The organism is Vibrio cincinnatiensis, assembly GCF_022113815.1.
GTDB classification, from domain to species: Bacteria; Pseudomonadota; Gammaproteobacteria; order Enterobacterales; family Vibrionaceae; genus Vibrio; species Vibrio cincinnatiensis_A.
This window is the reverse complement of the sequence record NZ_SGOM01000002.1, coordinates 306,291-319,621: the sequence shown is the minus strand read 5'-3', so window position 1 is coordinate 319,621 and position 13,331 is coordinate 306,291. Positions and strand designations below refer to the sequence as shown.

8 protein-coding genes are annotated in these 13,331 nt (G+C 44.6%); 3 read left to right on the top strand and 5 right to left on the bottom strand.

What is annotated here, in order from left to right; all coding sequences use genetic code 11:
• On the bottom strand, window positions 1-735 hold the full coding sequence (locus EXA13_RS04375) for an IclR family transcriptional regulator (protein ID WP_238132070.1): 735 nt from the start codon (window positions 733-735) through the stop codon (window positions 1-3).
• Between the two features lie 278 nt (window positions 736-1,013).
• Here EXA13_RS04375 and EXA13_RS04370 point away from each other — a divergent pair, with 278 nt between their 5' ends.
• A complete protein-coding gene (locus tag EXA13_RS04370) occupies window positions 1,014-2,360 on the top strand; it encodes a Na+/H+ antiporter NhaC family protein (protein ID WP_238132069.1) in 1,347 nt (448 codons plus the stop codon).
• A gap of 52 nt (window positions 2,361-2,412) precedes the next feature.
• Here EXA13_RS04370 and EXA13_RS04365 read toward each other — a convergent pair whose 3' ends face one another.
• Window positions 2,413-4,296, bottom strand: coding sequence for a methyl-accepting chemotaxis protein (locus EXA13_RS04365; RefSeq protein WP_238132068.1), 1,884 nt, complete (start codon window positions 4,294-4,296; stop codon window positions 2,413-2,415).
• A gap of 424 nt (window positions 4,297-4,720) precedes the next feature.
• Complete coding sequence (locus EXA13_RS04360; protein ID WP_238132067.1) at window positions 4,721-7,261, bottom strand: glycosyl hydrolase family 18 protein; 2,541 nt, start codon at window positions 7,259-7,261, stop codon at window positions 4,721-4,723.
• A gap of 385 nt (window positions 7,262-7,646) precedes the next feature.
• Here EXA13_RS04360 and EXA13_RS04355 point away from each other — a divergent pair, with 385 nt between their 5' ends.
• Window positions 7,647-8,273 (top strand): DUF2057 family protein, encoded by a 627-nt coding sequence (locus EXA13_RS04355; RefSeq protein ID WP_238132066.1) that lies wholly within the window; start codon window positions 7,647-7,649, stop codon window positions 8,271-8,273.
• A 72-nt stretch (window positions 8,274-8,345) separates the two neighbouring features.
• Here the strand turns inward: EXA13_RS04355 and EXA13_RS04350 are convergent, their stop codons facing one another.
• Window positions 8,346-9,734, bottom strand: coding sequence for an SLC13 family permease (locus tag EXA13_RS04350; RefSeq protein WP_238132065.1), 1,389 nt, complete (start codon window positions 9,732-9,734; stop codon window positions 8,346-8,348).
• Between the two features lie 303 nt (window positions 9,735-10,037).
• On the opposite strand from EXA13_RS04350, the gene EXA13_RS04345 reads away from it, so the two are divergent.
• Window positions 10,038-10,994: an AEC family transporter gene (locus tag EXA13_RS04345; RefSeq protein ID WP_238132064.1), complete on the top strand. Its 957-nt coding sequence runs from the start codon at window positions 10,038-10,040 to the stop codon at window positions 10,992-10,994.
• A 60-nt stretch (window positions 10,995-11,054) separates the two neighbouring features.
• On the opposite strand, the gene glgB is transcribed toward EXA13_RS04345, so the two are convergent.
• Window positions 11,055-13,238 carry a 1,4-alpha-glucan branching protein GlgB gene (gene glgB, locus EXA13_RS04340; RefSeq protein WP_238132063.1) on the bottom strand — a complete coding sequence of 728 codons (2,184 nt, stop codon included), beginning with the start codon at window positions 13,236-13,238 and terminating at the stop codon, window positions 11,055-11,057.
• Between the last annotated feature and the right edge of the window lie 93 nt (window positions 13,239-13,331).

Here is a 13,331-nt window from a genome sequence, read left to right as displayed (position 1 = left end):
TTACCTTTCTGGTGGCAACGCACGAGCGGCCTGTAACACATGTAAAATGATTCGTTGCCGGTGAGTTTCCACCCGATGAGCAGGTGCCATCACCGAAATTGCCCCTATCAATTTACTTCCTTTCATTACCGGAGCACTAATGCCTGAAACACCGGGATCAATTTCAGACGTACTCACGGCATACCCATGACGACGAATCTTTTCCAATTCTGCCTGCCATTTTTCCATGTGGTTTTCTTCCCCAAAATAGCGCAGGATTTTTTCACAGCGCTGGGTTGGCATATACGCCAGTAACACTTTAGATGAGGCACCACGAAGTAGTGGTTGACTTTGACCCTGGACGAAGCTACATCGAAGTGCCTGCATACTTTCTTTTTGGCTAACACACAATGCACGGTATCCTACCGGCACCATATACGCCGCCATCTCCCCCGTTTGCTTTTGTAAGCGGCTTAACACCGCCTCCACTGCATCTAGGTTATGTTGGCTTGTTTCATAACTCCGCATGAGCAACAACGCGGCAGGTCCAATAATCAGCGTTTTGTCGTGAGGGCTCTCTTCAATTAAGTTCCACTCTTTAAGAAGTTTTAAATGTCGATACAAACTACTGAGTGGAACTTGTAATTGCTCACTTAAGACTTTTGCCGATACGGGTTCCTCATTCACCGCCACTTGCATTAACAACTGAAGCGATTTTTCATTAACCTGACTAGCAGAAGGTTTGCTCTCATTCATAGGGTTCTTTTTAGCCTTTATTATCTTTTCACTCAAACTTTTATTCTTATATAGCGAGAATCTTGTATCATTGAAAGCATTGCTTTCTTATATAACGAGAAAAGAACAAAAATAAATCAATGGAAATAATAAAAAGACGATGTGCTTCACTGGGTTAATCACGGCATACAAAGACATATAAGAATCTGGATGTTTAGACGGCCATAATTTGACAAGTGACGAGGGAGCGATTAGTCTGCACCTCTTCGTTCTTCCAGAAAATCAAAGTTGTCATTTGCATGTCCCCAAATTCCTCTACCCATAAAATCATCGCACCTTCAGCCACAGCTCTGATTCCACTGTTGGTATTTTTAATGCTATTCATTGGCGTAGGTACTTATTTGACGGTTCAAGGGGTTGAATTTGCCTTTTATCAATTGCCCGCACCGATTGCGATTTTACCAGCGGTGATCATCGGGTTATTACTAAGCAAAGACTCGCTGAACCGAGCAATTGAACAATTTATCCGAGGTGTCGGCCACCCAGACATTATTGCCATGTGTTTGATTTATTTGTTAGCGGGAGCCTTTGCTGCGGTAGCAAAAGCTTCTGGAGGCGTTGATGCAACGGTGAATCTTGGGTTGTCAGCCATTCCAACGGAAATGATTCTTCCCGGAATTTTCATCATCTCCGCTTTCATTGCGACCGCAATGGGAACCTCTATGGGAACCATTGCTGCGGTTGCCCCTGTAGCCTTGGGGATCGCTGAGTCATCAGGTATGAGCCTGCCTTTGACCGCTGGCGTTGTCTTAAGCGGCGCAATGTTTGGAGATAACTTATCCATTATTTCCGATACCACCATTGCCGCCACTCGCTCTCAGGGCTGTGAAATGAAAGATAAATTCCGAGAAAATATTCGCATAGCCCTACCCGCAGCACTCTTTTCGCTTATTCTGTTTGCCTTTAGTAGCGCAGCTACACAAACACCAGAAACAGGCGATATCGAATGGTTAAAAGTCATGCCTTATATGATGATCTTAGCGCTCGCCATATCGGGAGTGAATGTATTTGTGGTTTTGACGGTGGGAATACTGCTCGCTGGCGGAGTCAGCTTAGCTGACAATGACCAGTACGCATTAACCAATCTAGGGCAAGATATTTATGCCGGATTTGGCAACATGCAGGAAATTTTCTTACTTTCGATGCTGATTGGCGGCCTCAGTGAACTGATGCGATGCCAAGGAGGACTCGCATTTTTAACCCAATTTATTAGCCGAGTGATCCATCTGTTTGGCCAAAAACACTCTCAAATTGCCAATAGCCGTGCGAGTGAACTTGGGATTGCGGGACTGGTTACTTTAGTCAACTCTTGCACTGCCAACAACACAGTGGCGATCATTGTTTCTGGAGGCATTGCGCGTGAGCTAGCACAAGAAAATGCCGTGACTCCTCGCCGCGCTGCCAGCTTATTAGACATTTTTTCTTGTGTCATGCAAGGCATTCTGCCTTATGGTGCTCAAGTTTTACTACTGGGGTCTATCTTTAAATTATCACCTCTAGAAATTATTGCTCATTCCTACTACTGTTTTGCTTTAGCTATCGCGGCCATGATAGCGATTTTCTTAACGCACCCAACACGGCGATAACACAATGTAGCCATCAAGCGATGCAGAAACCGCATCGCTTGAACCATAAAGATTACAGTTTAAAGGTTGCCACTTTTTCGCTCAGTTCCGCCGCTTGCTGTTTCAAGGTATTTGATTGGCTCAAACTGTCCTCTGCACCATCAGCCAATTGTTCAGTCACATCTTTAATCGCCGTGACATTTTGCGTTATCTCGCTCGTAACATGAGTCTGCTCTTCCGCGGCAGTCGCAATCTGTGTAGCCATATCACTAATTAATGCCACCGCAGCATTAATTTCTTCCAAGGCATGAGTCGCTTTATCTGCATCTTCAACAGAATTAGCCGCAAGCCCAGAACTGCTTTCCATTAATGTTACTGCGCGTTTGGTCGTTTCTTGCAACGTTTCAATGGTTGATTTGATCTCTTCAGTCGACGTGTGCGTTCGTTGCGAGAGCACTCGAACTTCATCCGCGACGACCGCAAAACCTCGCCCTTGTTCGCCTGCCCGAGCCGCTTCAATCGCTGCGTTTAACGCCAACAAATTGGTTTGCTCAGCAATGCCTTGAATGGTCGCTAATACAGTCGAGATTTCTTGCGCATGCTGATTTAACGCAGAAATAACGCCGCTGGCTTGAGAAACTTCTTGCGCCAAATTATTGATCGAGGCTTTGGTATTCAAAACCAGTGTGCGTCCGTTATTAGTACTGGTTGCTGAATCTTGCGCGGCCTGAGCCGTTTGTTCCGCATGTGAAGCAATTTCTTGAGTTGCCGACGCCATTTCTGTTACCGCAGTCGCCACCATAGTGACTTCCTGCTGTTGTAGGCCCAGTTCTGAAGCGGATTGATTAGCACGATGCGCGCTGTGTTCGGATTGAGCCGTCAACTGTTCAGACTGATGACGAATATGGCCAATAAGCTGCTGCAAACTTGCTACAAACGTATTGAAACTCTGGGCTAGCTTACCCACCTCATCATTATTTTCGACGGTAATTCGTTGGGTTAAATCCCCGCTACCATTGGCAATTTGTTCCAATGCTTGAGAGACATTATTGAGGGGGCGAAATAAAATATTACACAGCAGGTTAAACAATATGGTACACACCACCACCACCAAAAACGTCACCAACAACTGCCCCCATAACGCATCAAATAAAGGGGCAATCAGTGATGAATAATTAATAACCACCACAGAACTTAATGCCGTCCCTTCAATAGCTCGCGCAAAAAGCACGTACTCTTCACCTTGGATTGAGACGTTCATATCTTCACCAGAACGTTGAGCCGCTTGAATATCACTAAAGTTTAGCCCCAATTCTGAGACACTTTTATTCAATAATTTGGTATCGGAGTGCGTAAAAATATTACCCTGTTTGTTCGCGATAAACATATAGCCCGAACCTGGCAAAATAACTTGTTTCATGCTGTTGAGGATATCGGTGATTTCAACATCGGCACCCAACACCAGTGCCTGATCATGCAGGTTAATGGCTTTACCCAAAGAAACCACATTCGCCCCCGTTGCCGCCGCAACGGTGGGGTTATCCATAAACACCTCGTTTGGATTGGCTTTAGCATTGATATACCACCCCCATTGACGAGGATCGTTATTGCCAGGAGGCAAAACCACCCCATTTGCATTCTGTTGCGAGCCATCTGGGTAAGCAAGAAAGACATTATCAAATGAAGCCGAATGTTTGACTTGTTTTAAATGAGTCACGATCGCATCCGGTTTGACTTCTTGAGACAAAGAGGTCAATGCCCGTTCTTTTGAAACTAACCAGTCTGTCACATACTGGTTATAAGAAGCGGTTGCACTTTGTAGGCGCTGTTCAACTTCAACATCCAAGCGGCCTAATGCCGCATTGAATGAAACAGCTTCAACTAATACGCCCCCGATGATAATGGCGGTACTGGCTGAAATGGCCAGTTTATTTTTTAATGATAGGTTTTTGAACATACTCAGTCCTGGTCGTTAACACTGTGCACTTCTGTTCACGAAGTACTTTTTTATTTGGTGGGCATTATAATTTTTAGCCTCAAAATTAATGCGAACTGCCCAACGAATTTGTTTATTTTTTGCTAAAAATAATAGACGGTAGAATTCAAAACAAAGATAACATTGATGAAACAGCATGAAATATTACGCAAAGTAAGAAGTGATAGATGAATGAAATGGTTTAAAAAGTCGCCTCACCGGTCTCTATTTCCTCATTTATCGCCCTACTTGCTACGCCTTATCGTCATTATTATGACTATAGTTGATAGCGATAAAAACGCGGTATCAGGTTGATAAAATGTGAACTATTCACAAAAATTCTGTGCATTTATGCAACACAATAAAAAGCCCTACTCATTGAGTAGGGCCGCATAAAGAGAAGCGATTATTGGGTTGAACAATCCGCAATACCAACGTCTTTCCAAACACCCCAAGTGCCAGATTGAGTTGGATCATCACCTTGTGTCCACCATTTGGCTTCCCACACTTTTCCTGACCACGTCACTTGGTTCCCCCCCACATACACCGCAGAAGCATCCCAAAGGTTTTCACATTGATCATCCAAGTTGGCAGCCAATACAACAACTGAAGTAGTAGCAGATGAACTGGCTTGCCCATCACTCACCGTGACAGTAAAGCTAAGAGTCGTATCTTGCGCATACTCACCCGCCGTAAAGATCACTTGATCGTTCTGCACTTGTGCGTTGAGGCCAGCAGGCACTTCCCAACTAAAGGTCAACACATCTTGCTCTGCATCGTTTGAAGCGGAAGCATCAATCACTACGGAATCCCCTGCATTCACTTGGCTTGGTGCTGAAATAGTGGCAACAGGAGGAGTATTTTCAGGTTCTCCATCCGCCGCTTTTACAGTGATTTGTACCGTAGCCGATCCCGTTGCGCCATCGTCATCGGTTACGGTCAGAGCAAAGGTTAATACTTCCGTTTCTGTCACTTCACCTATCGTAAAGCTCGCTTGTGCCGAATTTGCATTCGTTAGCGTTACCGCAGGCCCAGATAACTGCTGCCACTGGTAGTCAACAATGGTTCCATCACTGTCTTTAGATGCGCTCCCATCTAATGTTACACTGGCTGGCCCAACAATGATCTGTGCTGCACCCGCATTCGCAGTCGGTGCACGATTAACCGGAGGCGTTACGCCGCCCGCTAATCCATCATGCATCGCATTCAGAATATCACCATTGTCTGCATCAATTTCCCATGAGAATAGTCCCCCTAAGCCAAGGCTACGAACATAAGCCCCTTTCGCTTTTACTGAACGTTCATCATCAAAGGTAATCAGCTCACCCGTAGTGCGGTTCCAGACCCAAGGTGCTTCAGCTTGAGCATCATAGCCATACTCAAACCCATTAATCCCCGTATTATTGGCCCCTAGCATATAAGATTTAATGCCTTTGTAATCAATGACCCCTTCTTCCCATACTCCTTGAGTGGTTGAACCTTTCAGCTTACCGTTACCCACCCCAGTCATCGGATCGGATGGATCGGTTAATGATGATGGCATCACGCCTTCCCAACCACGACCATACATCGCCGCTCCCACAACGATTTTATTAGCAGGAACCCCTTGAGCAAGCAGTAATTGAATCGCGTTATCTGCCGTGTAAGCGGGGCCTGGATACGGTTCACCATTTTCATCGAGCCCAGTTCCATCACACTGACCAGGACGCATAAAGTTGCCACAATACAACGCCGTTTGATGGCCTAATACATTGTTCCAGCCGCCATAAAAGTCATAGCTCATGGCAAAGAGGTGATCCATATGCTGAATAGCTTGCCCGTAATCAACATCTTCTATCTTATCGTGACCGACACCAATGGCAGACGTTAGCTCATAACTACGGCCTGTTTCTGATTCAAGCTCATTAAGCATTACCCGAAGCTCTTGCATTAATGCAATATAAGCAGGTCCATCATTGGTAGGGTCACCCAGATCAGGAGCCGCACCATCACCACCTGGGAATTCCCAGTCAATGTCAACACCATCGAAAAATTTCCACGTTTGTAAAAAACGCTTCACAGAAGCAACAAAAGTGTCGCGGTTTGCTTTCGTAGTAAAGTCATAGAAAGGGTCAGATAACGTCCACCCACCAACTGAGGGTAAGATTTTCAGATCAGGGTAGCGCTGCTTCAATGCCATTAACATTGCATAGTTGCCTTTAATCGGCGAACTGTACTGATGCCCCGCTTGTGGAAAGCTTTTTTGATACGCCGCCCATGGGTCATGAATAACCACTTCATAATCGGGCACCCCCTGACAAGCCGTCATAAGAGCATTGTAGCTATTCCCTCCCACCGATTTCACCGATTCGTTTGGCCCACAAATGGGAATGAAGCCATATAAAATATGAGTTAAATTCTGCGCCGGAATGTTATCAACCGTATAGTTACGCCCATAGATGCCCCATTCAACAAAATAGGTGCCAACAACCGTATTGGGGTCTAATGAGTAAGTTTTATTATTGGGATCCACATTCATTGTTAGTGGATCAAGGTGAGCGCCGTCGGTATCGGCAATGATCAACTCTGCAGGAGAGCTCGTGCTGCACGAATTATCGTCACAAGCTGCTATTTCAAGCTGATAACGCCCACCTTTATCATACGTAAAGCTAGCGGTGGTTTGACTTCCCTTGATCGGCCCAGAAGCCACCTCTACCCCATCAAACAGTACTTTATAAGTATGACCCGTTTCCCCACTCCATTGGTTGAAAGTGAGGGTGATCGGAGCTTGATCATGGTATTTTACCATCTGTTTGTAACCCGCTGTGGTTTCCATCGCGAGTTCTATTTTCGAAAATTGTAGGTTGTTCGACCCATAAATATCAATACTCGGGGCCGCAGGGGCTGCCATTACGGCTCCCGAAAGCGCTAAAGTAATACTCGCAGCGCACAGAGTCATACGGTTCATAGTTATCTCTCTTATTTTCTATCGATTGCACTCAAAATGAGTGATGGCTGCTCTTCCACGGCTCAAGAAAGAACATCAATGAGGAGTATTTGATAACTGGCCGGATTTTAAAAATCGCGTGCTAGGGTTTACGAGGCATCACGATCATTTCGTCATGACAATTCAAGTCATTACATGACAAATTCAATCTTGAGCCAAGAAACGGTAATTTTCCTCAAACAAGGTAGAAGAACGGATATTTTCAGCTACTCACTGATCAAACCAAACTCAAGAGATGAAGTTTTGATGACAAGGTGAAGCTTCACACAGTGAAAGCTTGATTTTCTGACTGACAATCGGCAACCTCACTGGTGCAAACGCGTAAGCGGACAAAAGGATAAACCTAATGAATAAAATCAAATCTTTATCATGCATTATGGTAATGATGTTCAGCGCTTCAGCCATGGCAAAAGTCACCATCGAAATCCCAGATACGATTGATCTATTAGTTGTCAATGGTGAGAAACCACAGACCTCTGGTAGTTTTTTCTCTGCCAATAAAACCGTTAGCTTAGAAGACGGTGAACAGCAAATTGTGTTTCGTTATCAACCTTATTTTACTCAGGGAAGTGATCGCGTTCGTGTTGAAAGTGATGCGATAGTGGCAACATTTCAAGCTCAAGATCAAACCCTGAGTTTTGAATTACCTCAATATCGAAATGCCATTGAGGCAGAAAAAAATATCAAAACGATGGAATGGTCATTACAAGACAAAAACCAGACGCCTATCACAATGCGCCAAGATCGTTTGATCAAACCCGGAATGCAAATTGGCCGAGACTACCCACAAGAGATATTTAAATACAATTTAGAAGGAGGGCCTGCAGCCATTGCCACAACATTTGAGCCCTCTGCGACCACGATGAAAATGAGCCAAGCAACCGATAGCACCGCCGAAGAGATGTTGCACTTTTGGTATAACAAGGCAGATGCCGCCACGAAAGCACGCTTTAAAGCCTTCATTAATCAATAATGAAGAAAGCCCCTAACAACATATTCGTTAGGGGCTTATCTTATTGGTACACTACATTCGATCGTTAGTAAGCTAGTTCCAGAACAGCATGGCTATCGCTGACAAAATAGCAATACACGCAATATTCAGAACCATCCCCACTCGCATCATTTCATTTTGCTTAATATGCCCCGTCGCAAACACAATCGCATTCGGTGGCGTCGCCACTGGAAGCATAAAAGCACAAGACGCAGCAATCGCAATCAATACAGAAAGAATGATAGGAGAAACGCCTAATGCTTCAGCTACACCAGCAAAAACAGGGATCAACAGCGCAGCACTGGCTGTGTTACTAGCAAACTCCGTTAAAAACACCACAAATGCCGCAATCACGATAATGATAAACATCACATGCAACTCTGAAATCATGGCACTGAGTTCACTGGCTAAGAAGAGGCTAGTTCCCGTCTGTTTCAGTATATTACTCAAACAAATACCACCACCAAATAGCAGCAATACTCCCCAATCAGCAGTTTTTTCGATATCTTTCCAATGCACAACACGAGCTACACTGACTAAAATAATGGCACCAAGAGCAATAATGGTATCAAAGCTTTTAAAGCCGCCTAGCAGGGCATTGACAGGTTTACTGAAGATCCACAACGCAACGGTGAGGGCAAAAATCGCCAAGGTCACGACTTTTCCTTTATCCCAATCCACAACATCATGATTCAACTCAAACTGACCTTTTAGGTTTGGTTTAAGTAGCAAATAAAGCAGAACAACAGCAATCGGAAGCATGATGATCGTGGTCGGAACCCCGAACTTCATCCATTCAGAGAAAGAGAGACCAACCTGAGCGGCAGCAATCGCATTGGGAGGGCTGCCCACCATGGTAGCAATACCACCAATACTGGCGCTATAAGCGATCCCAAGCAGGACAAAAACATACGTATTATGCCCTTTATCTTGATCGACTTTACTCAAGATCCCCAGCACAAGCGGTAGCATCATTGCAGCCGTCGCAGTATTACTGATCCACATCGAAAGTGCAGCCGTGACACCAAACAGCATAAAGACCGCCACACTAAAACGGCCGCGCGCCATCAGTAACACTTTATCAGCAATCACTTTATCTAACCCTTGTCGATGCATGGCTGCCGCCAATGCAAATCCCCCTAGAAAGAGGAAAATAACCGAGTTAGCAAAGTTATTTAAAGCGGCTTGCGTGTCAAATACACCAAAAAGCACCGCCATAATCGGCACCAAAATCGCGGTTACCGTGACATGTAGCGCTTCAGTTAGCCACAACACAGCAATAAAAGCGAGAATACTCAGGCCGAGTACCACATTAGCATCAAAAGGTAAGGTATAGAGTAGGATAAAAAACAGCGCAATATCAGCAAGGACAATTAAACTGTTTCGGTTGAATAACCACTCTCGGGTATTATTGGGCAAAGGGACACTATCATTTCTATTCATTATTATTCTTCCTTATCGGGCCGATCGGCAAGACGTATGATTCCATAGATTCAAACAAGAGGATAATTATTATTGCCAAAATGTTAACCTTATCAAAACTATGGATAATAAATTAACACATTGAAATAGATAATCTTGTTTGCTATGAATTCATTAACATAATAAAAACAACTCATGCCGAGTTAAACAATTCATCCTGCAAATAATGAAAGATCGAGAGAAAGAAAGATTTTCCAGATAACCATTCCCGCAACGTTCCTTCTATGAAAGAATGAAAATAACCATCACGACGATTAACGGGTTATGAACGGAATCATTGAACAATTGCAGTTTTCCCTCTCCATCACGGGCCCGATCTGTTTAATGCTGATATTGGGAGTATTTCTCAAGCGTATTCAATTGATTAACGATAATTTTGTTGATGTCGCCTCTCGAATAGTCTTCCAAGTCACCTTGCCCGCCATGCTTTTTTTAAGCATTGTCCAAGAACCCCACGATTTTTCATCTAGCCTGTCATTGATTCTTTTTGGTTTAATCGCCAATGTTGTATTTTTCCTCTTCACTTTCTGGATGAGTAAACGCAAAGTTCGCCACCCACAAGATCAAGGCGTGGTGATCCAAGGGGGATTTCGAGCCAATACCGCCATTATTGGCCTTGCCTATGTCGCCAATATTTACGGTAATTCTGGGGTTGCACTGGCTGCACTTTATGTTGCCTCCACCACGGTGCTTTATAATATCCAAGCCGTGATTGCTTTAGCACCGAAAGGTGAAACACAAGGAACTAAAGCGACAGCAATCATGCTCAAAACCTTGACTAAAAACCCACTAATCATCTCTATTGCGCTAGGAATGGCCTGCTACTGGATTGCTCTACCCATCCCTACCATTATTACGGATGCAGGCCACTATTTTGCCAATATGACACTTCCGCTGGCTTTACTCTGCACCGGGGGATCACTCAATATACAATCACTAAAGGATGATACCCATTCCACTTGGTTTGCCACTTTGTATAAATTGGTTTGGTCACCACTGATGATGACAGGAGCGGCACTGTTGTATGGATTTAGAGGGGAGGATCTCGGCATTATTTTTCTGATGAGTGCCGCTCCAACCGCCGCTGCCAGCTATGTTATGGCAAGAGCCATGGGGGGAAACGCCACGCTGGCAGCAAATATTATTGCTCTCACCACGGTTCTTTCTCTGTTTACCTGTACATTTGGGATTTTTCTGCTCACAAATTGGCAGCTAATTTGATGTGACGAATCAATATAAAAAGGCCCTATTAGGACCTTTTTAATGGGATGAATCAATACATCATAAACGCTTATAAAATACCGTTGCTAGCGGTGGAATACGCAATAGTAATGATTGTGTTAAGCCTTGGCTCACCACCTCCTCAGTAGAGGTCGATGCCAACACAGCAAAATCACTTCCCCCATAAACCGCACTATCAGTATTCAGTAATAACTGGTAATTCGCGGCCTGTGGTACACCCAACCGGAAAGCTTCATGAGGTACTGGGGTAAAGTTGGTGATCACAAGGATACGCTCCCCTTTAGCATTCAAACGCTCATGAGCAAGAATGCTCGCTTCAGCTTCATCTTGCAAACGCCACTCAAACCCTTGCGGCTCACAATCTAATTCATGTAGTGCACTTTCCGCACGGTACATATGGTTCAAATCTCGCACTAAATTTTGCACACCTTTATGGCGTTCAAATTCAAGTAAGAACCACTGTAACTGATCATCATGGTTCCATTCGGCCGTTTGAGCAAATTCCGCCCCCATGAAGTTAAGCTTCTTACCTGGCTGACCATACATATAGCCTAAGTACGCTCGCATATTGGCCGTTTGTTGCCACTCATCCCCTGGCATTTTATAGATCAGAGACTGCTTACCGTACACCACTTCATCATGGGAAAGTGATAAAACATAATTCTCACTAAACGCATAAATCAGTGGGAACGTCAGCGTATTGTGATGATATTTACGGTGGATCGGATCTTCTTTAATATAAGAGAGGCTGTCATGCATCCATCCCATATTCCATTTAAATCCAAATCCTAGCCCTCCCATAAAGGTTGGGGCTGAAACACCAGGAAATGCTGTTGACTCTTCAGCTATCGTCATCGCATTCGGGAAATGCTTATACACTTCCTCATTCATCCACTTCAGAGTGGCAATGGCATCGTAGTTTTCACGGCCACCATCTACATTGGGAATCCATTGATCATGACTGCGAGAGTAATCGAGATAAAGCATCGATGCGACCGCATCAACCCGGATGCCATCGATGTGGAACATTTCGAACCAATACAAGGCATTCGAGACTAAAAAGCGTCTGACATGCTCACGCCCTAAATCATAAATGTACGAGTTCCAATCTTGATGCCAACCACGACGAGGGTCGGGATCATGGAAAAGTGGCGTACCATCAAAATGCGCTAACCCATGAGAATCGGATGGGAAATGGGCTGGAACCCAGTCTAATACGACACCGATTTCAGCTTGGTGGCACTGATCAACAAAATATTTAAAATCGTCAGGTGAACCATAACGACTGGTCGGAGCAAACAGTCCGACGGGTTGATAGCCCCACGAACCGTAAAAAGGGTGCTCAGAAACCGGCATTAACTCCACATGGGTGTATCCCATTTCTTGTAAATAAGGCACCAATTCATCCGCTAATTCACGGTAAGTTAAAAAACGTCCATCTGCCGCCCGTTTCCAAGAGCCAGGATGCAATTCATAAAATGATAAGGCTTGTTTACGCTTTTCTGTGACTGGCCGCTGTTGCCAGCTCGAATCTTGCCAATCATAACGCTGATGATTATAGGTAACGGAAGCAAAAGAGGGATGCTGCTCAGCATAGAAGCCCCATGGATCGGCTTTATGTGGCAAACTCTCACCATGTGGGCCTTTGAGTTCAAATTTATACTGCGTTCCTTCCGGCAAGTCAGGCACAAAAATGCCCCAAATACCATAATCAAGGCGTTGCATCGGATGACGACGACCATCCCAATGGTTAAAAGCACCGATCAAACTACAAGCCGAAGCATGAGGCGCATAAACCAAAAAACGAATACCACTGACTGAGTGTCCGTCACGTTCTAAGGTGACAAACTGCGCTCCCATTTGGTGATACATCTGTTTGGGAGTATGGAGTTCTTCATACTCAGCATATAAGGCATGGTATTGGTAAGGATCATCAATAATCTGCTCAACTCCAGACCAATCAATGGCTAATTGGTAATGGGTAAACCGTAAATTTTGGTCAGACTTTAGGATAAAACCGCCATTCTCTTCTGGGGATAATGCAACCCTTGGCTGCCCTTCCACTAATAATTCAACGTTATCAGCCCCCGGCATCCAAACCCGTAAAGCCCCTTGTTCTGTAGGAAGATAAGGACCTAAAAATGAAAAGGGGTCAGCAAAAGCGGCATGAGATAACTGATGGTAGGCCTGCTGTTTTTTTGATGGTTTCTTTGTAGGTTTCAATATACCTTCTCCTAACCGACTCTCTCAAAATGGAAAAAAGGCCCGCACAAAGCGGGCTTGCTAGCGAAAAAATAACCAGAGAGCTCTTATCAA

Excerpts from the sequence above, each read along its gene's own strand:
- EXA13_RS04370 (WP_238132069.1), top strand. The coding sequence starts at position 1,014 with ATGTCCCCAAATTCCTCTACCCATAAAATCATCGCACCTTCAGCCACA.
- EXA13_RS04360 (WP_238132067.1), bottom strand. The coding sequence starts at position 7,261 with ATGAACCGTATGACTCTGTGCGCTGCGAGTATTACTTTAGCGCTTTCG.
- EXA13_RS04350 (WP_238132065.1), bottom strand. The coding sequence starts at position 9,734 with ATGAATAGAAATGATAGTGTCCCTTTGCCCAATAATACCCGAGAGTGG.
- EXA13_RS04375 (WP_238132070.1), bottom strand. The coding sequence starts at position 735 with ATGAATGAGAGCAAACCTTCTGCTAGTCAGGTTAATGAAAAATCGCTT.
- EXA13_RS04365 (WP_238132068.1), bottom strand. The coding sequence starts at position 4,296 with ATGTTCAAAAACCTATCATTAAAAAATAAACTGGCCATTTCAGCCAGT.
- EXA13_RS04355 (WP_238132066.1), top strand. The coding sequence starts at position 7,647 with ATGAATAAAATCAAATCTTTATCATGCATTATGGTAATGATGTTCAGC.
- EXA13_RS04345 (WP_238132064.1), top strand. The coding sequence starts at position 10,038 with ATGAACGGAATCATTGAACAATTGCAGTTTTCCCTCTCCATCACGGGC.